Raw genomic sequence first — 17,242 nt, forward strand, 5'->3', positions numbered from 1 at the left:
GCCAACTTCTCAGCGGCGTCGCGGCGCTTCACGCCCTTCGGGTCCATGATCACGCCGGCGCCGGCTCCGGGAGTGCCGTTCCAGTCACGGAGCTTCTGGGCGACCGCCCCGACCCGCGCATCGTCGGGGCCCGCATCGATGTAGAACAGGGACTCATCGACCGGGCTGTCGTCTCCACCCCAGCGAACCACGCCTTCACAGTCGGCAAGGATGTCGCGGAGCGTCATCTCCTGCAGGGGGAAGAGGCCACCCTTGGCGCTCGCGCCGGGACGGATCTGCACGGCGGTCCCCGATGCGAGATTCGACTCCGGGCGGTTCTTGCGAAGGTCGCCGATCTCGCGCCATCCGGCGAGATCGACATCGCTGAGCTGCTCGATCTCGTAGTGGAATCGGCGGATCACATGGACGAGGATCGCCTCTGCGTCACCGATGCGGATATCGACACGGAGACCCGGACCTGCGACAGGTCGAGTCCACACGGTCGAGACGTGGTTCGCTTCCTTCTCGAGGGTCCACCCGTTGGCAGAGGCAGGCAGCTTCTTCGCCTGCTTCGTGGGCGCGGCCAGGGCTGTCGCAGGCGCGAGGGACTGCACGGCCGCTACGAGGCCGATTACGGCGGCGCTCTGGACGACAGTCCGTCTTGTCATACCGTTCTGCACGCTGTGTATTCCTTTCCTACAGGATGATCATGAGCGTGAACGTGGGAATCAGAGTCACCAGCAGAGCTGCCGGGGCATACGTCCACCAGTTCAGCGTGGTCCTGCGCCGGATGGGCCAATTGGCCAGGCCCCAGAGCAGGACCGACACCGTCAGTACGGGTACTCCGACCAGCAGCATGGGAATGATGCCGTCGTTCTCCGTCGGTTCTCGCTGAGTCCAACCCAGCGACGCCAGTGGCCCGTTCGAGGCGATATACCAGAGGAGCCAGACCGGAACGACGCCCGGGATTCCCAGCAGCAGGTTCACGCCCACGGCGATGCCCGCCCACTTCCGCACGATCCCGGTACTCCTGTTCACGGTCGAGGTCAGTTGTTGCGCGAGAGCTGGTTGTAGTTCTCCAGCACGTTGTAGAGGCCGATCAGCTCACGGCCGTACTTCGCCGCATCGTCGCCGGTGCCGTTGTACCTGGCCAGCAGAGCCTGAGTCTGGGCCTGGCTGGTCGTCAGGCTCGGCCTGGCGATTCCGAGCTGGTGCGCGTTGTACACCGTCAGGTAGGCGACGGAGCGGATGTTGTAGGTCGGGTCCTCGTGCAGGTCGTTCCACACGGCCTCGGTGTCGGCACCGGTCAGCGGCGTGCCATTGATGATGCCCTGCTGCATGCAGTAGTTGCGGGCATCGATCGTCACCCACGCGAATATCTGCCCCCAGCCGGTACTGCAGTCGTCGTCTAGGCCGCTTTTGACCGCCGTGTCGGCTGCGAAGTCAAAGGGGTTCAACTTGCGCAGCTCCCAGAGGACGGGAGCCTGGATCAGCGCCTTGCGGAGCTTGAGCTGCCGGGCGAGCGAGGTGAAGAGCCAGTCCGCGCTCAGGACGAGATCAAAGGCCTTGGTGGTGGAGATGCCTCCCAGAGTGGCCCAGTCCTCGTCGGTCCAGCCGTCACCACCGGTCTCCGGGACTCCGATCGACTCCAGATAGCTTTTGACGTCCGCAAGCATCGCATTGCGGTAGGCATCCTTGTCGAGACCGACGTCCAGTCCTTCGGCGTAGCCGCCGGCGTCGAAGAGGCCCTGGCCCGTGTCGCGGCCGGACGCGATGTTCTTGTCGATCTCGATTGCGCCGCTGCCCGATCCCACGGTGATCGTGGCGATCTGGTCGAAGGCCCAGTTCGTCGGCATCGGATAACCCAGATTTCCTGAGAAGCCGCTCGACATGTCCGATACGAAACTGGTAACCGAGTACCCCGCGTCCGCGACCCGCTGGCAGACGTTTCGCGGTCCGTACACGCCCACGCCGTAGCCGGAGTTCTCGCTGATCGCGCGCATGATGCCGCGGAAGTGCGGAATGATGTACTGGCTCACCTCGCCGTCCATCGCATCGTAGTCGACGGCGAAGTAGATGATGGATCCGGACTTGAAGCCGTGGTACTGGGCCCAGTCGATCGCCTGGAACGCATCGCTGGTGCCCTGGTTGTAGCTGAAGTAGTCCGCCGACCGGCTCCACGTCTGGAAGATCGGGAAACAGCGCAGCCCGTATTCCTTGATGGTGGCCAACTCGCCGGGCTGGATCTGCTTCTCCGGCAGACTGGTGGTGGACGGGTTGAAGAGGTAGCGGCCGATGTACTTGTATCCGGCGTCCTTGAGCGCCTGTGCGCGGGGCGGAGTGACCATCGTGACGCCGTCGCATGCCGTACCCGGACGGCTCTGGTCGCCGTACGAGACGAGCAGCGAGGCCCAGGTCGAGAAGTTGCCGGTGCCGGTGACGGGGAGTTTGACGAACGACTGGAAGCTTTCCACGCCGGCCTGAACCGTGGCCGTGAAGTCCCCGAAGGGGACATTGCGCTTGTTCAGGATCATCGCGGCGGTGAACAGCCTCGCCCAGACACCGGTGGTCCCGACCGAAACGGTGTGGGACTTCAGGCCGGACTGGGTGCCGGGCCCGAAGACACCGTTCGCGACTCCGTCAGCCATGCCCAGTTCGTACTGGATGGCGAACAGCATCGACTTGGCCACATCGCGCGAGTGGTGGCCGTCGCAGGGGATGATGTAGAAGTCCTTGCGAAGGATGTAGCGACCGTTCAGCCATTGCTGGATGGAACGGATGGCGGACGAACCGTTGCTGACGGTGACGTAGGCGTCCATGTTGAACAGGCCCTTGACGACCTTCGGCCACAAGGAGCTGCCCGGATATGTCGTGCTCACGCCCATGTTGGCGTGCAGCTTCTCGACGGAGTCCTTCACCCGGGAGTTGTAGGTGCCGTCGATCTCTCCCCCGTCGTAGCCCTTGCAGTAAAGGGCGGACTGGATGATGCGGCAGAAGTTCGCCGACGGGATGGTCGTCTCGTCCAGCTTTCCGTACTTCGAGGCGATCGTTGACAGCGTGGTGGGGCCGAAGCTGTCCGACAGGGCGGTGATGCCCATCTCGTACTGAAGGGCCCGCGTGAGCGCGTACATGACGGTCCACCCGGTCTGACCGTTCTCGTCCAGCTTGGATATTCCCAGCGTGGCCCCGTTGTTGTATGTGGTGTTGATGAATCTCTGGGCGAGACGAACCATCTCGTCGGCCATGCCTGTCTCCTGTCATGTGATGTCGATGGGAGCGGAAGGGTGTAGGTGAGTGGGTCAGCGCCGTAGCGCCTCGACCGGTTGGATACGGCTTGCACGCCACGAGGGATACAGGCCGGCCACCAGGCCGGTGGCGAGTCCGAGCGCGGGCGCGACGGCGAGGGTCACGGGGTCGAGGACGGGCGTCCATGCGTTGTGGAGCGAGACACCGACGACGGCCGAAGTGCCGATTGAGGTTCCTGCGACCCCTCCGAGCAGGCCGAGAGCGGCCGATTCGGTCAGGAACTGCCACGTTATGTGTCGTCCCCGGGCTCCCAGCGCACGTCTCAGACCGATCTCGCTGATGCGCTCCATGACCGCGACGAGCGTCGTGTTGGCGATGCCGACGGCGCCGATGACGAGACAGACGATCGACAGCAGCAGGAAGAGCTGCCCCAGATCGTTGCTGACGGCATTGCGCAAGGCCTTGGGGTTGGGCGGCGGGATGGAGCGCAGATACTCCGGGTGGTCCGGGCGCAGGGCCAGGGCCGCCTCGTCCGCGACCTGAGGCGCGGCCCCGAGCCTCGTGGAGATGAGCATCTTGGCGCGCTCGCCGTTCGGGGGCCCCCACATCTGCTGTGCCGTCGTGCGCGGAATGACGATGGACAGGAGCAGGTCCGGCATGCGCTTGGTGTCGTCGAAGATCCCGACCACGGTGAAGGACCTGTCCCCGATGAAGAGGGCGGGGCGGGTCCGGAGTGTGCTGATGCCGAGGCGAGCGGCGGTTGACGCCCCTACTACCGCAACAGGTTGGTTGTGGGCGTCGTGGAAGGCGTCATAGCTCCGCCCCTGCACGTAATGCGGATCGGCTGCGGACAGCACGCCGGAGGAAGCCGCGAGGACCGGTGTACGGGAAACCGCGCCGTTCACAGCGCCAACGGGTGATGAGCGGACGACTTCTCCGGAGGAGAGGCGGACTTTCCAGTAGACGCCCCCGGCCTCCACTCCGTTGACGCCGACTATCCTGCGGTCGGCGTCTTCGGGAAAGGAGAGTGGCACCCGATGGGCATCGGAGCCGCCCGTGTCCTCCACCGTGACCTCGGTGGCCGTGAGCCGATTGAACCGGTTGTCGATCTGGGCCGCAGCCGTGCTGGTGAGCCCGAGCACGGCAATGAACGCACCAACCCCCAGCACGGTCCCCAGGGACGTGAGGATCGAGCGGGCAGGACGCTGCAGAATGCCTGCGACAGCCTCGGACAGCAGATCGGTCACCGACAGCATCGAGCGGGTGGGGGAGCTGTGGAGAGGGGAACGATGCCCCGCCGCCCGGCGGCGGCGCCCCCTCAACATGACCCTGCTGTTTCGGTGTTGACAGCCGTCTCGGTGAGAACCCCGTCGCGGATGCTGATGACGCGCTGTCCGCGCCGAGCGACTTGGCCGTCATGAGTGATGACCAGAATCGTCATGCCTTCGCGGTGGAGCTGGTCGAGGAGGTCCAGAATGGCGGCGGCTGTCTCGCTGTCGAGATTGCCCGTGGGCTCGTCACAGAGCAGCAGCGCGGGCTCGGCGACCAAAGCCCGGGCTATCGCCACGCGTTGACGTTCTCCGCCGGACAGATGGGTGGGGAGCGCGTGCGTTCGATGGGCCAGCCCGACCCGCGCAAGGACCTGTGCTGCCTTCTGACGGCGGACGCGTCGGGGCGTCCGCTGGTAGACCATGGCGAGTTCCACGTTCTCCTGGGCGCTGCGATGCGGCAGAAGGTGGAAGGACTGGAAGACGAAACCGATCTGCTGCCCCCGCAGCGCAGACCGCCGACTGTCGTTCACCGAGGCGGTGTTCGTGCCGTTGAGGAGATACCGGCCCTGGGTGGGGCGGTCGAGCAGACCGAGGACATTGAGCAGGCTTGATTTTCCGGACCCGGACGGCCCCACGATGGTGACGAACTCGCCGGATTCGATACGGAGATCGCAAGGATGCAGCGCGGTGACCGGCGGTGGGCCGGGATAGGTGAGGCCGAGACTCTCCAGAGCGATGACCGCGGAGTGAGCGGAGTGCGGCGTCATCAACGAGCCCCTGCCGCACCGGAGGCGTCGACCCCGACCATCACGAGGTCACCCACTGCCAGACCCTTCGGGCCACGCGTCGTGACCTCTACATATCCATCCGCGGTCATACCGGTGTCGACGGCGACACGGTGTTCCTCCGCGCCTTTACGCACCGTGACAGTCGCCTGTCCGTTTTCACCTGTGGAGATCGCCGAGGTGGGAACGGTCATCACCGCCTTTCCCGACGATGCTGCGGTGACCGTGATCCGTACGTCCTCACCCGCGAGGGAAGCAGGCAGCTGCCGGGAAGGCCTGACCTTCACCTGGTACGTGTCGCTGCCGGCCTGAGGGGCGGATTCGACGCCCTTCTCCTGCTTCGTGGGCTTGTCCGCAACCGATTCCACTGTGCCGGTCGCTTCGTCGCCGGTCACTTCGGAGACTATGGATACCTTCTGCCCCGGCTTCATCAGCTTCTTGACATCTGCGCCCACTGAACCGTTGACGATGAGATCTCCGGCCGAGATCGTGGCGAGTTCTCCTGAGCCCTGATCACCCACCTGAGCCGATACCCGCTCCACAAACGCCGGCTCGGCGCGGACGTAGGCGATTTCCGAGACCGGAACGACGATGCGCGACGAAGGCTTTGAGGGTTCTTTCGATACATCGCCCCTGTCCTGCTTGCTCTCGGCCGCGGACGCGTCCCCCGTCGCCGCCGCTTCCGGGGCGAGCTGTTCCGTCCCGGGCTCATAGCCGCGGGCTTGGTAGAAGAGCTTGACGGCACGCTCGGTTCCGGGGCCGAAGGTTCCCGCCGGGTCGCCGCCCGAGTCGTATCCCAGCTCTCGAAGCGCCTGCCGCAGCTGGGACACATCCTCTCCCGTGCTGCCAGGGCCGAGATCTCGATAGGCAGGGATGTCTCCCTTGAGGACGAAAATCGGGCGACCGGAGACTTCCAGCAGCGCCTGCCCCGTGCGAAGAGGCTTTCCTGCCTTCATGAAGACCTTGGTCACGATCGAGCGACCGGCATCCTTTCCACCTGCGCCCTCTCCGGAAACGGAGATCTGCTGCGAGGCGGCAACCCGGCCACGGGCGATGACCGTTTCGGACAGAATCTTCTTTTCGACAGCGGCGGTCAGGACGGTAGCCGGAGGAGGGCGTGTGTCGGCTGCCGCCTGTGCGGGGGACTTGATGACGGAAGCAGTGACCACCCCTGCGCCCGTCAGGACCACCGACCCCAGAAGGACGATGATCAGTGCACGACGCCGTCGCCTCAAGCCACTGCGCTGCCGGCGTATACCGGCTCTCTCGCCCAGGTCCGTATCAGCCATGAGTTGCTCTACTCACCCTTGACGATCTTCGATGCGTTACGCACCGCGGCATCGATTCTCTTGCCCTCGGCCGAGAGTTCCTCGGCATGTGCGTCGATGGCAGACTTCTGCAACGCCGCCTCCGCCTGGAACCAGATCCACGCCACGTCGGTCTTCTGGCGGCACGTGATGTCGGCGGTTGCCGTCGCGACCTCTTCCGGACTCACCTCGGGAGCCTGGAACTTCGTGTCGTCGCTCGCGTCCAGAGGCTGCTTGTAGTCGTACCCGCTGCGCTTCATGCATGCAGACCAGGACGCGAATGCCTTGACGACGCCGGAGTCCTCCTTGGCCTCCAGAAAGGCCGCGTTCGCGAGACCGAGGGCGGTACGCGCTTGAAGGGTTTCGACGTCGATCTCCCTGTTCGCCGAACCCACGCAGCCGTCCTTGGGTACCTTCTTGCCTTCGACCTCGTCGATCCCGCCGTTCAGCGCTTTCGTTTCCGGGCCGTCAGCGGTCGCGCCATCGACAGCGCCTCTCTTGACCGCTTCGTCGTAGACTTCCTGCTCCTTGGCGTCGGGCTTGTATCCTCTTTCCTTCGCCAAGGCCATTTCGTGAATTCCGTAACGCCAGTCAGTGAGTGTCTTGGGGCCGATCCTCGGCAGGTCGGGTGCGGGAGTCCAGTTGAATCCAAATTCCTTCATGCAGTCACTGACGAGGATCTTCTTGGCCTGCGAAAGCTGCGCCTGCTCCTGATCGGTAGGCAGGTACGCCTGAATGGGAAGGACCCAGCTCTGAGGTGCCTTCGAATCGAACGTCTCCGTATCGACGCCGGAATCCGGAGACGAAGAGCATCCTGAAACGAGGAGCATGCAGGTGGCTGCCGAAAGCGGGGCAGCTAGGTAGCGCGAGTAGCGAGGCTTACGAAGAGACGGCATGAGTGGAGGTTCCATCGGTCGAGGAGCGAGACTGGGTTACCGGGCGCCCGCTCGGTTGGAGCGGGCGCCCGCACAATCAGCTCTTCCAGTTGAACGAGGCGTTATCGTTGTACGTGGCATCGAGCTGGTTCACCGTGCCCCAGATGTAATCTGCCGCACCCTTGTAGCCGCTGTTGTAGTACAGGACGCCGGTGTATGTGGAGTGGCTGTTGCGGGCAGATGCCGCATTGTTCTTCACGTTCTGGCCGCTGCCGCTGCTCTTGAAGCCGCAGTACTTGAGCGGTCCCTGGTAAACGTGGCCGAAATCGTATACGGCGTAGCCGATGTTTCGGTAGTCGCCACCGAGGTTAGAGTTGTAGTGGATTCGGAACTTGAAATTGTTCGCCGAGTCGTAATTGCAGCCGAACCACCAGTTCTCGTAGTCCGCGTCTGCTGCGGACGCGGGTGAGGAAAAGCCGAGCCCGATGGTTGCGGTCAGGGCTGCAACGGTGGCGGCCTGCTTCAAGTAGCGCATTTACCCTCCCAGGTATTTATTCGAGTCAGCGCAATCACTGCACTGTGGATGCCGGTGCTGGAATTGTGGTGATCAGTACACACCTACCTTCAGTGCGTTTCAAGTGCTTCACATGTAGCTCACATCTGGAACGTGTCCTTATCGTTACGCAGTGCCGTGCAACCCCTCGCTCCGCCCTGCGGCGTCCTCGCCATTTCTGCTGGCGGAAAGCGTCGTGATGAGTGGCATTTAGGTGTGGATCGGGCATCAGTCTTGATCTTGGTGTGCCTGGACAAACCAGCCGCAACCAATGAGCCGCAACGGAAGAGGAGAGGGTGCGGCGACCGGGCGGCGGGAAATGGTCACAATGTGATAACCGTCGGTTGGAGGGGAGACTTATCGAGCGAAGTTGTGGAATACGGATCGTCCTGTTCATGGGCGCGAAGGAAGCCGTTGGCGGAGTGGTCACCGGCCGGCGGGGCGGTTGCCTTCCTGCCGCGCTCTGCCCCGAGGCGGCGCCGGGCAGAGCGGCGCGTGGCTTGGCGCAGCGAGACCCCCGTGGTGTGGCGCAAAACCCGTCGATCATCGTTCGCGCCGCCTGGCACCCTGGCTGTAAGGGCCCGACGGCAGCAGATCCGCGGGCAGGGCGTTGCGAAGGAGAGGCCACATGGCCGCGGTCGTCGAACTGATCACCTACCCCGTCAAGGGCTGCGCGGGAACGTCCGTGGACAGTACGCACCTCACCCCGGCGGGTCTCGCCCATGACCGCGGTTTCATGGTCGTCAGCGTTGACGGGGTCTACCGCTCCCAGCGCCGCGACCCCCGTCTCGCCCTCGTCCGGCCCACCGTCAGCGCAGACGGCAGCAGGCTCACGCTCGCCTGCGCCGAGCCGGAGGGCGGTCACGGCACGCTGCACCTCGACGTCACCACCTCCGCGCCCCGACGCGACGTGGACCTGTTCGGCGCGACGTACCAGGGCATCGACCAGGGCGATGAGGCCGCCGCCTGGCTCTCGGACGTCCTCGGCGCCCCGAGCCGGCTGGTGCGCGTACCGCCGGAGCACGACCGCAAGGCCGACGGCCTGACCCCCGGCACCTCCGGCTACGCCGACAGCAGCGCCGTCCACCTGCTCTCCCGCGCCTCCCTCGCCCGCCTGCACACGCGGCTGGCCGAGCGTGACGCCCCGCCCCTGGCCATGGACCGCTTCCGCCCGAACATCGTCATCGAAAGCCACCCCGAGGGAGCCCACGGCGAGCAGGGGCAGGACTGGGCGGCGGCGCCCCACGCCGAGGACCGGATCCGCCGCATGACCATCGGCGCGGCCGAGCTGGGCTACGCCAAGCTCGCCGTACGCTGCGCGGTCACCCTGGTCGACCAGGAGGCCGGGGCCCGGGGCGGACCGGAGCCGCTGCGGACGCTCGCGGGCTACCGCCGTTTCTCGGCAGGCGGTGTGGTGTTCGGCGCGAAGTTCTCCGTGGTGCGGCCGGGGAAGCTGTCGGTGGGCGACGAGGTGGCGGTGGAGGAGTGGGGCGAAGCGGAGACGTGACGTCCCGCGCCGCCCCGGGGTGAGTCACTCGAAGAACTTCAGGCTCCACCCCTTGTCGGACGTGGGGCCCGGAACGTTGGCGCGGGAGTACGTCGTGTCGCCCCACCAGGCGAACGTGCCGGTGTACCAGTGGCGGTTCGCCCAGGAGTACGGGGTGCCCTTCGCGACCGCGTGGTACATCGACGGGAACCTCGGGCCGGCGGGCGGGCTGGTGTTGATGTCACCGTGGAGCAGGACGAAGGTGTGGTGGCCGGGCCCGTTCACGTACAGCGTCGGATCCCAACCCGCCATCATCGTCGACCGGTTGGAGCCGAACAGGCAGCCGTTCGACTTGTACCAGTCCCATACGTACGTGGGATCGCCGCCCTTGCGCAGCCGCAGGTCCGCCAGGCAGTACTGCTCGCTCCAACTGCCGTTGGCGGAGTACACGATGTGTAGTTGCCCGTTCGGGTCCTTGATCGCCTCGGGGCTCTCGTTGATGAACGGGTTGCCGACCACCCGCTCCCAGCTCTCGCGCGGCTGCGAGATGACGTACCGCGCGCCGGTGGGCTGGGTCGGGCTGTTCATCCGGGCGATGTAGAGGTTCTGCTCGACGTTGGTGTCGCCCGCCCAGCCGGACCAGACGAACCAGCGCTGTCCCTCGAAGGTGAGCAGGGTGCCGTCGATGGCCCATTTGTCGTCGGGCAGGGCGAGTTGGGTCTCGGCCCCGTACCCGCTGTCCGGCGAGGCGGAGCTGATGACGAACATGCGGTGGGCGGCCCCGACACCGGCCGTGAAGTAGATGTAGTACCGGCCGCCGTCCATCACGATCTCGGGGGCCCAGACCTCCCCGCGCCCCCGGCTGTCCGTCCAGACCTGCCGGGCCGGCGCGGTGGCCAGCCCGTCCGTGGTCGACGCCTGCCGTACGACGATGCCGCCGCCGGTCGACTGGACGCCGACGTACGTACTGCCCACCCGCAGCACGCTGGGGTCGGCCGCGCGCAGGCTGGTCTGACCCTGCGGCGCGGCCTCTTGGGCGGGCGGCGCGCCCTGGGCGGTGTCGGGAGGCGACAGGAAGAGCGTCGCGGCGAGGGCACCGGCCAGCGCGAGCGCGCCGAGGCCGGACGAGCGGCGGAAGGGTCTCCTGGGCTTGCGCGTGGGGTCGCTCATGGGATCGCTCATGGGGCTCGCTCCTGAGTGGGGCCTTCGACGGGACAGCGATTTACATCGATAGAAGAGCGCTCTCGCAGAATCCCGCGGGGCGAAGTCCCTGTCAACGACGGAGGCGAAGTTCCTGTGGAGGACAGGGCGAAACTCTGTTGACGACGGGCGAAGCTGCTGTCGACGACGGGGGTGAAGCCGCTGTCGTCACCAGGGCCAAGCCTCTGTCGGTGACTCGGGCGGAGCCTTTGTCAGAGGCTCGCGCGGCCCTGCACCCGGCGGTGGCGGCACGTTCCGGTGAACACGCGGCCGAGATGGTCGTCCAGGGCGGCGAGAACGGCCGACTCGGGTGTCGTGTCCGGGGCGATGTGCGTGTGGAGGGCGAGCCCTTCGGTGAACGCGACGATCCGCAGCGCCTGTTGACCGGTGTCGACCCCCTTGCCGACCTCGCCGCACTCCGTTCCGTTGTCGATGGCCCGCGTGACGCGGGCGCGGACCCCCGCGAGGGTCTCCCGCTGAACGGCGGCGAGGCGCGCGCTGTGGGCCGCCTGGTCCGCGAAGGCGAGCCGGACCAGGAACTCGGCCCGGCGGGCGTCGTCGAGCGGAACCAGCTCGGCCAGCGCCTGCCGCAGCATGGCGGCGATGGTGCGGCCCTCGGCCTCGCCCCGGTTCACCGCCGCGTCGACACGTGCGGTGAACCTCTCGTTGACGCGGGTGAACGTCGTCAGCAGCATTTCGTCCTTCGCCGTGAAGTAGTGCTGCACCAGGCCCACGGACATGCCAGCTTCGGCGGCGGTCCGCGCGACGGTCACGGCGGCCAGGCCGTCCCGCACGATCAGGCGTTGGACGGCGTCACTGATTTGCGCGTGGCGGGCGTCGTGGTCGGCGACTCTCGGCATGCGAGGACGGTATCGCGTGCTATAACCGTATGTCCATACTGTTATCGGAAGGGAGCCTTCGATGGTTCGTAGACGCTCAACCCGCCTGTTAGGTCTGGTACTTGCTCTAGCTCTGCTGTCACCCGGCACGGCCGTCGCCGACCGGGGGACCGCAGACCGTGGGACCGGTGACCGCGGGACCGCAGACCGTGGGCCCGGTGACCGGGGTGCGGCAGGAATCCGGCCCGACCCGGCCCTGCGAGCCCTCGCCGAAAAGGTGGTGGCCGCCCCGAACCCCAACCCCGGCGCCTTCCTCCTCGCCCGCGACGGCACGCACGTCCGCTCCGGGGCGGCCGGTGTCGCCGACCGGTCCACCGGTACGCCGATGAGACCGGACCTGAAGTTCCGCGCGGGGAGCCTCACCAAGACCTTCACCGCGACGGTCGTCCTGCAACTCGTCGCCGAACACCGGCTGCGGCTCGACAACACCGTGAACAGCCTGCTGCCGGACCAGGTCCGCGCCGGCAACGCCCTGTCCGGCGAGCCCATCACCGTCCGCCAGCTGCTCAACCACACGAGCGGGCTGTACGACTACCTCGACGGTCTGCTGCCGCACTTCCGCAGCCTCGACCAGTTCTGGCCCCGCGACCAGCTGATCGGCATCGGCCTGGACGAGCCCCGGTACTTTCCCACTCCCGGCACCCGGTTCCGGTACTCCAACACCAACTACCTGCTGCTCGACCTGATCGTCGAACGGGTCACGGACCGCGACCTGCGCACCAACCTCGAACGCCGGGTCCTGGCCCCCCTCGGCCTGCGTGACACGTCCTACCCGCTGGCGCAACGCACGATCGGCGGCCCCCACGCGCGCGGCTACACGGACGTCTCGTTCCTGCTGCCGGACGTGCCGGACGCGACCCGGTTCGACATCACCGGGTTCAGCCCGTCCGAGGCCGGGGCGTCGGGCGCCCTGGTCACCACGGCGGCCGACATCGCGCGCTTCTACCGGGCGCTCCTGCGGGGGCGTCTGCTGCCGCCCGGCCTCCTGCGCTCGATGCTCACCGACACCGTTCCCACGACGGGCAGCGCCCCGCCCGCCGTCGGCTACGGCCTGGGGGTGTACGTCTACGCCACCGGCTGCGGTCCGGCGTTCGGCCATGGCGGCACCGCGCCCGGGTATCTCACGTTCGCCCTCAACAGCCGCGGCGGGCGCGAGCAGCTCGTCGCCCACACCAACTGGAGCTCGCTCACCGGCACCGGGATCGACGAGGACTTCTGGGCCGCGTTCCAGCGGGGGTACTGCGACCGCGCTTGAGGGCGGCTGGGGCTCAGGGACCACGAGTCCTGTCGGCGGTGGGCCACGGTCGTGCAGTGTGGCAACCACCGCCGGGTCAAGGCCGGGCAGGGCTGCAACCCACCGCCGGGTCACGGCGCCGGAGCCCTCGGAGCGGCGGTCGAAGAGGCGGCACGTCTCTTCGCCGTCGCCACCGTCGCCACGACCGCGGCCCGCGGCGACTCCTTGCACCGCTTGGGAGCGCAGACCGGTGTTCGTGCGACGCTTGCCCCATGGACATGGGGCGTGAATCGCGGTGGGAGAAGGACGCGATGACGGTGGAGATCGTGTTCGCGCTGGTGAGCGGAGTCCTGCTCGGGCTCCTGGTGTTCGGCGCGGTGATGCTCCCGGCGTTGGTGTGGGATCTGCCCCAGCGGGTGAACACCGCCCTGCAGGTGACCGGGGGAGTCCTGGCACTGATCTGCGCTGCTTGGAGGATGGTCAGCGCGGTCAGGCGCCATGACGAATACCGTCGAGCCGGTCGATGAACAACCTCGGACCGAGAGGCTGAGACGGGCGCCCCCGTCCGACGCAGAGCCCCCGTACGGTATGGCTACCGGCACAACAGTGTTCACGCAGGTGTCGCCGCAGGTGGCCCCGGGTGCCGAACGTCACTATGCGCCCGATGTGACCCCGAGACGCTTCTCCTTGGCGGAGATCAGGTCCAGGGGCAGGATGATCATGGAGTCAGGGGACTTGGGGACGTAGCCCAGATGCACCGCTCTGCCCTTGCCGGGTCCGCCCTGGCACAGAATCCAGTGTGCGACGTCCGACTGGCCGTCTCCGTAGTCGAGTTCGTGCAGTACGTGCCGGAGGTAGGTCTGGTATCCCTCGCGGAACTGCTTCCGGACGCGGCGCGGTTTGACCTCGTCCACCAGGCTTACGATCACTTTCAGGTCTTCGAACGTCCGGAGGCTGTAGCCGACCGTCCGCCCGGAGTCCAGGGGCGGCCAGTCGGGGTAGCCCACGTTGAGAGCGAAGTCGAGGACATCGGGCGTGATCAGCCTTCTCCACGCGCCGAGCTCCATGAGTTCGGGTGAGACCTCAAGCTCGTGAGTGGAGACGTTTCTGAGGATGACCTCGCGGGCCCATTCGAGGCGGGCCGGGGAAGGCTCCGGCGCCTCGCCGAGCGGTGCGTGCACCGTGGTCACCAGTCGTCGACCGCGACCGGCGTCGTCGAGCAACGCGTGGTGGGTACGCCGCAGGGCCCCCGGACGCAGTCGGCCGGCCTTCTCGTCCTGGTGCACGTGCCAGCCGGCCAGGCCGTAGGAGATGGCGGGGCGCTCCACCTTCTCGATGTGCACCAGGGCCGGATCCCATCCCGGAGCGACGACCCGGATGAGGTCGACCATCTCGTCCGGACCGGGGTCCTGGTCTTCCCACAGGATCAGGACTCGCTCGAGTTCGCCAGTGCCCTTGCTGTGCTCGCCCATCCTTCTCCGCTCCTCCTGTATCCGTGTCTGGTCGGCCCGCCGCAGGGACCGCGAGAGCGGTGCCCCTCCCGCGTCCCGAGGCTGACAAAGGTCTGTGCTGCGGTCCGGCACCGACCGCAGCACATCAGACACGAGGGCGACGTCATTCGGCGTGAACCCACGGGCGTCTCCCGGGACTCCGCGCCTTCGCCGGTGGCTACGTCCCGGACCCTTCGACATAGGGGCGTAGCTTGGCGATCACATCGGACTCGTCGATGGACTGCGGAAGAGTCAAGGGGGGACGCTCCCCCTCGGGGTACCGGACCGATCGGGGGCAGCCGCCCCTCCCGTCGACATGGAAGCCGGTGACCAGTTTCGAGGTCTTCGCCTCATACAGGCGGTAGGTGGCACGCAACTCCTTCAGCGTCACTGAAAAGCCGCCTGCATAGCGGCAGTCGTCCACCGCCACGCCTCTGTCCTCGCGGTACTCGCACAACACCAGCTCGGAAATCCGGCGGTCCTGACGTGGTGCCACCTTCCAGTCGGAGGGCAGGCGCGCGTCGATGGTGCCTGCGTCGGTCGTGATCAAGTGAGGCCCGGGGCCGGCGTAGGGCTGTGCTTCGTCGGTGAAGTCTGTGGGGTACCTGCCCAGTTCGGAGGAGGCAGAGGAGGCAGACGTGGGGCAGGGGTTGTCGGGAAGATCCGGGGGCTCGGTCTCGAAGGCCCTGCCGTCCACCACCAGAACAGCCACGGTTGCCGCGGGAATGATGATCAAAGGCGCCAGAATGGCCGGCCGTACCCTGAACATCCACAGCCTTCCTGCAGTTCATGACGCTGCGTGGGAAAGTGACGTCTGTGTGGGTGGTTACCCTCCCGGCTCACCGTGAAACCGCCGGGCGCCTCGGCGTGCCGGCGACGAGTCCGTAGCCCCGCCGGTAAACCCGCCTCGCTGGGAGCGGCGGGCAAATCGGCGGCGGGGGACGGTGGTTCCACCGTGCGCCGGAGGACGGATGCTCGGCGTGCCGGTCGTCGCTCTGCTCGGATCGCCGCGCCCCGACTGGTCCCCTTGGGCCGCTCCGGGTGATGGTGAGACCGGATTCGGCATCGACGCCTCCACCGGGCAGGTGAGGCGCTTCCCCGATGAGGGAGCGGCACCGCTGGACCCGGTGTCTCCCGAGTTCCATTCGATCGCCGCCTACCTCGGGGCTGTGGCGGAGGCTCTTGAGTCGGGAACCGGTCCTCTGGTCACTCCGGACCACCAACCCGGCATCGCACTCGGCTGCCTGTTGTGGGAGCACCCGGAGCGGATATCGCTCGACGAGGTGGAGTGGCTGCCGCTGCACGTGTAGAACACCGCCGGGTGGGGGCGGCGTCGACAGAGAGGTTCGTTGCCGTGGTGCTGCGGTCGTAGTGGAGCAGCGTCAGGCCTGACTGTTCTGCAGTGGCAGCCAGCAGTAGATCCACAGCGCCGGCGCTTCGGTGTTCCCCCTTGGTGGTGAGTTGTTCCTGTACGGTCCGGGCGCGCCGGAACACCCCGTCCGGCATCGGGCACCAGGTGTACAGGGCCAGACGCTCCCGGACCTTCTCTCGGTCCTCGGTGGAGCGGGCGGAATAGAGCAGTTCCAGCTCGGTGAGGTCGCAGAGGGCGAAAAGGCCTGCGCTGATGCGGCGGTTCCAGTCCTCGGTGCCCTGGCGCAGGAGGATGCGAGCGAGCGCCGATATGTCGATGAGTTAGTCGGCGACCATCACGCCGCAGGGCCTCCTCGATAGCGGCGCTTGTCGAGGAGAATGTCCATGTCCAGGCCGCCCTCCTGAGCGATGTCCTGCAGCTCGTGCAGGGCGCGCAGACGGCGGTTGCGCTCGACGACCTCGCGCAGCGCGGTGTTGATCGTCTCGCGCTTCGTCGTGGTTCCCAGCTCTATTGCGGCGGCCGCAAGCGCTTCGTCGTCGAGGTCGATGACTGTTCGGCTCATACGTCACCTCTCGATATATACATCTGCATGTACCAATGTGCATGATCGAAAATATCCAGGATGTTCCGAGAGGCTGTGGCTACGCGCTCCCCGCGACCCCGTCCAGCCGCGCCCGCAGCTCCGGCGTGAGCGTGAGAACCGCCGCCGCCGTGTTCTCCTCCAGGTGGGCGATGCTCGACGTGCCCGGGATCGGGAGCATCACCGGGGAGTGGTCCAGGAGCCAGGCCAGGCAGACCTGGGTGGGGGTGGCGTCCAGCTCGGCGGCCACCGCTGCCACCTCCGCGCGGTCGCCCGCCTTGCCCCAGGCGACCGTGCGCCAGGGCAGGAACGCGATGTCCGCCGCCTCGCACGCCGCGAGGACCGGCTCGTGTTCGCGGTCGGTCAGGTTGTAGCGGTTCTGGACGCTCGCGATGTCGACGGTCTCCCGGGCCTCGGCCAGCTCGGCGGCCGACACCTCGGACAGGCCGATCCGGCCCACCTTGCCCGCGTCGCGCAGCTCCCGCAGGGTGCCGAGCTGGTCGGCGAGCGGGGTCTCCGGGTCGATGCGGTGGAGCTGGAGCAGCTCCAGGCGGTCCACGCGGAGGCGGCGCAGGGCGTGGTCCACCTCCGCGCGCAGGGACTCGGGGCGGCCGTTCAGGGCCCAGTCGCCCGTCTCGGCGGAGCGGACGACCCCGACCTTCGTGGTGATCAGGAGGTCCTTCGGATACGGGTGGAGCGCCTCTGCCAGGAGCTCCTCGTTGGCCCCGTACCCGTACATGTGAGCCGTGTCGATCAGCGTGATGCCCAGCTCCACCGCCCGGCGGGCCACGGCGACGGCCGCCGCCCGGTCCTCGGGATTCTCGGTGGGCAGGTGCATCGCGCCGAAGCCCAGCCGTCCCACGGTCAGGTCTCCGCCGATACGGAACGTCGTCGATGGCATGGTCGCTGAACTCCCCCTCGTCGGATGCTCTTCACAACCTAGGGGGATGGGCGTCCCCGGGCCC

At 67.0% G+C, this 17,242-nt stretch carries 18 protein-coding genes and 1 pseudogene; 4 read left to right on the forward strand and 15 right to left on the reverse strand.

The features are described 5' to 3' along the window. From ACFWM7_RS10915 to ACFWM7_RS10950, 8 genes are all read right to left on the reverse strand, one after another. Positions 1-659: hypothetical protein (locus ACFWM7_RS10915; protein WP_383258039.1), on the reverse strand; the 659-nt coding region annotated here is incomplete at its 3' end. A 16-nt stretch (positions 660-675) separates the two neighbouring features. Further along, positions 676-1,017: a hypothetical protein gene (locus ACFWM7_RS10920; protein WP_383258043.1), complete on the reverse strand. Its 342-nt coding sequence runs from the start codon at positions 1,015-1,017 to the stop codon at positions 676-678. An 8-nt stretch (positions 1,018-1,025) separates the two neighbouring features. Then, positions 1,026-3,224 carry a glycoside hydrolase domain-containing protein gene (locus ACFWM7_RS10925; RefSeq protein ID WP_383258046.1) on the reverse strand — a complete coding sequence of 733 codons (2,199 nt, stop codon included), beginning with the start codon at positions 3,222-3,224 and terminating at the stop codon, positions 1,026-1,028. Between the two features lie 54 nt (positions 3,225-3,278). Then, complete coding sequence (locus tag ACFWM7_RS10930; RefSeq protein WP_383258049.1) at positions 3,279-4,550, reverse strand: ABC transporter permease; 1,272 nt, start codon at positions 4,548-4,550, stop codon at positions 3,279-3,281. After that, positions 4,544-5,263 carry an ABC transporter ATP-binding protein gene (locus ACFWM7_RS10935; RefSeq protein ID WP_383258052.1) on the reverse strand — a complete coding sequence of 240 codons (720 nt, stop codon included), beginning with the start codon at positions 5,261-5,263 and terminating at the stop codon, positions 4,544-4,546. The genes ACFWM7_RS10930 and ACFWM7_RS10935 overlap by 7 nt, the downstream gene beginning before the upstream one ends. Next, positions 5,263-6,570: a peptidoglycan-binding protein gene (locus tag ACFWM7_RS10940; RefSeq protein ID WP_383258056.1), complete on the reverse strand. Its 1,308-nt coding sequence runs from the start codon at positions 6,568-6,570 to the stop codon at positions 5,263-5,265. The genes ACFWM7_RS10935 and ACFWM7_RS10940 overlap by 1 nt, the downstream gene beginning before the upstream one ends. An 8-nt stretch (positions 6,571-6,578) precedes the next feature. Beyond that, positions 6,579-7,484 (reverse strand): hypothetical protein, encoded by a 906-nt coding sequence (locus ACFWM7_RS10945; protein WP_383258059.1) that lies wholly within the window; start codon positions 7,482-7,484, stop codon positions 6,579-6,581. Positions 7,485-7,560: 76 nt separating this feature from the next. Next, positions 7,561-7,998 carry a hypothetical protein gene (locus ACFWM7_RS10950; RefSeq protein ID WP_383258061.1) on the reverse strand — a complete coding sequence of 146 codons (438 nt, stop codon included), beginning with the start codon at positions 7,996-7,998 and terminating at the stop codon, positions 7,561-7,563. A gap of 646 nt (positions 7,999-8,644) precedes the next feature. Here ACFWM7_RS10950 and ACFWM7_RS10955 point away from each other — a divergent pair. Then, complete coding sequence (locus ACFWM7_RS10955) at positions 8,645-9,523, forward strand: MOSC domain-containing protein (RefSeq protein ID WP_383258063.1); 879 nt, start codon at positions 8,645-8,647, stop codon at positions 9,521-9,523. A 24-nt stretch (positions 9,524-9,547) separates the two neighbouring features. On the opposite strand, the gene ACFWM7_RS10960 is transcribed toward ACFWM7_RS10955, so the two are convergent. Further along, the gene (locus ACFWM7_RS10960) at positions 9,548-10,672 is read right to left on the reverse strand and encodes a glycoside hydrolase family 43 protein (protein WP_383258109.1); all 1,125 of its coding nucleotides are present in this window, start codon (positions 10,670-10,672) and stop codon (positions 9,548-9,550) included. Positions 10,673-10,914: 242 nt separating this feature from the next. Next, entirely contained in the window at positions 10,915-11,562 is a 648-nt protein-coding gene (locus ACFWM7_RS10965) for a TetR/AcrR family transcriptional regulator (protein ID WP_383258066.1), read from the reverse strand. A 259-nt stretch (positions 11,563-11,821) separates the two neighbouring features. On the opposite strand from ACFWM7_RS10965, the gene ACFWM7_RS10970 reads away from it, so the two are divergent. Together ACFWM7_RS10970 and ACFWM7_RS10975 are read left to right on the forward strand one after the other, a co-directional pair. After that, positions 11,822-12,856, forward strand: a complete 1,035-nt coding sequence (locus ACFWM7_RS10970) for a serine hydrolase domain-containing protein (protein ID WP_383258068.1) — start codon at positions 11,822-11,824, stop codon at positions 12,854-12,856. 251 nt (positions 12,857-13,107) lie between these two features. Beyond that, positions 13,108-13,362 (forward strand): DUF6332 family protein, encoded by a 255-nt coding sequence (locus tag ACFWM7_RS10975; protein WP_383258070.1) that lies wholly within the window; start codon positions 13,108-13,110, stop codon positions 13,360-13,362. 126 nt (positions 13,363-13,488) lie between these two features. Here the strand turns inward: ACFWM7_RS10975 and ACFWM7_RS10980 are convergent, their stop codons facing one another. Together ACFWM7_RS10980 and ACFWM7_RS10985 are read right to left on the reverse strand one after the other, a co-directional pair. Continuing rightward, the gene (locus ACFWM7_RS10980) at positions 13,489-14,307 is read right to left on the reverse strand and encodes a hypothetical protein (RefSeq protein WP_383258074.1); all 819 of its coding nucleotides are present in this window, start codon (positions 14,305-14,307) and stop codon (positions 13,489-13,491) included. Between the two features lie 196 nt (positions 14,308-14,503). Next, positions 14,504-15,061, reverse strand: a complete 558-nt coding sequence (locus ACFWM7_RS10985) for a hypothetical protein (RefSeq protein WP_383258077.1) — start codon at positions 15,059-15,061, stop codon at positions 14,504-14,506. Between the two features lie 244 nt (positions 15,062-15,305). Between ACFWM7_RS10985 and ACFWM7_RS10990 the strand changes: the two genes are divergently transcribed. Beyond that, entirely contained in the window at positions 15,306-15,635 is a 330-nt protein-coding gene (locus tag ACFWM7_RS10990; protein WP_383258078.1) for a hypothetical protein, read from the forward strand. Between the two features lie 52 nt (positions 15,636-15,687). Here ACFWM7_RS10990 and ACFWM7_RS10995 read toward each other — a convergent pair. The 3 genes and pseudogenes from ACFWM7_RS10995 to ACFWM7_RS11005 all read right to left on the reverse strand — a co-directional run. Beyond that, positions 15,688-16,014: pseudogene (locus tag ACFWM7_RS10995) on the reverse strand (PIN domain nuclease); the annotation flags it as partial. Between the two features lie 17 nt (positions 16,015-16,031). Then, the gene (locus ACFWM7_RS11000; protein ID WP_383258080.1) at positions 16,032-16,259 is read right to left on the reverse strand and encodes a type II toxin-antitoxin system VapB family antitoxin; all 228 of its coding nucleotides are present in this window, start codon (positions 16,257-16,259) and stop codon (positions 16,032-16,034) included. Between the two features lie 79 nt (positions 16,260-16,338). Continuing rightward, complete coding sequence (locus ACFWM7_RS11005; protein WP_383258084.1) at positions 16,339-17,178, reverse strand: aldo/keto reductase; 840 nt, start codon at positions 17,176-17,178, stop codon at positions 16,339-16,341. Positions 17,179-17,242: the final 64 nt, after the last annotated feature.

The sequence above is a fragment of the Streptomyces sp. NPDC058375 genome (genome assembly GCF_042723425.1).
GTDB lineage: Bacteria > Actinomycetota > Actinomycetes > Streptomycetales > Streptomycetaceae > Streptomyces > Streptomyces durocortorensis.

What these genes read in the sequence shown, in the direction of transcription:
- ACFWM7_RS10975 (WP_383258070.1), top strand. Translation starts at nt 13,108, where the DNA reads ATGGACATGGGGCGTGAATCGCGGTGGGAGAAGGACGCGATGACGGTG.
- ACFWM7_RS10965 (WP_383258066.1), bottom strand. Translation starts at nt 11,562, where the DNA reads ATGCCGAGAGTCGCCGACCACGACGCCCGCCACGCGCAAATCAGTGAC.
- ACFWM7_RS10955 (WP_383258063.1), top strand. Translation starts at nt 8,645, where the DNA reads ATGGCCGCGGTCGTCGAACTGATCACCTACCCCGTCAAGGGCTGCGCG.
- ACFWM7_RS10960 (WP_383258109.1), bottom strand. Translation starts at nt 10,672, where the DNA reads ATGAGCGACCCCACGCGCAAGCCCAGGAGACCCTTCCGCCGCTCGTCC.
- ACFWM7_RS10945 (WP_383258059.1), bottom strand. Translation starts at nt 7,484, where the DNA reads ATGCCGTCTCTTCGTAAGCCTCGCTACTCGCGCTACCTAGCTGCCCCG.
- ACFWM7_RS10930 (WP_383258049.1), bottom strand. Translation starts at nt 4,550, where the DNA reads ATGTTGAGGGGGCGCCGCCGCCGGGCGGCGGGGCATCGTTCCCCTCTC.
- ACFWM7_RS11005 (WP_383258084.1), bottom strand. Translation starts at nt 17,178, where the DNA reads ATGCCATCGACGACGTTCCGTATCGGCGGAGACCTGACCGTGGGACGG.
- ACFWM7_RS10980 (WP_383258074.1), bottom strand. Translation starts at nt 14,307, where the DNA reads ATGGGCGAGCACAGCAAGGGCACTGGCGAACTCGAGCGAGTCCTGATC.
- ACFWM7_RS11000 (WP_383258080.1), bottom strand. Translation starts at nt 16,259, where the DNA reads ATGAGCCGAACAGTCATCGACCTCGACGACGAAGCGCTTGCGGCCGCC.
- ACFWM7_RS10940 (WP_383258056.1), bottom strand. Translation starts at nt 6,570, where the DNA reads ATGGCTGATACGGACCTGGGCGAGAGAGCCGGTATACGCCGGCAGCGC.
- ACFWM7_RS10935 (WP_383258052.1), bottom strand. Translation starts at nt 5,263, where the DNA reads ATGACGCCGCACTCCGCTCACTCCGCGGTCATCGCTCTGGAGAGTCTC.
- ACFWM7_RS10925 (WP_383258046.1), bottom strand. Translation starts at nt 3,224, where the DNA reads ATGGCCGACGAGATGGTTCGTCTCGCCCAGAGATTCATCAACACCACA.
- ACFWM7_RS10950 (WP_383258061.1), bottom strand. Translation starts at nt 7,998, where the DNA reads ATGCGCTACTTGAAGCAGGCCGCCACCGTTGCAGCCCTGACCGCAACC.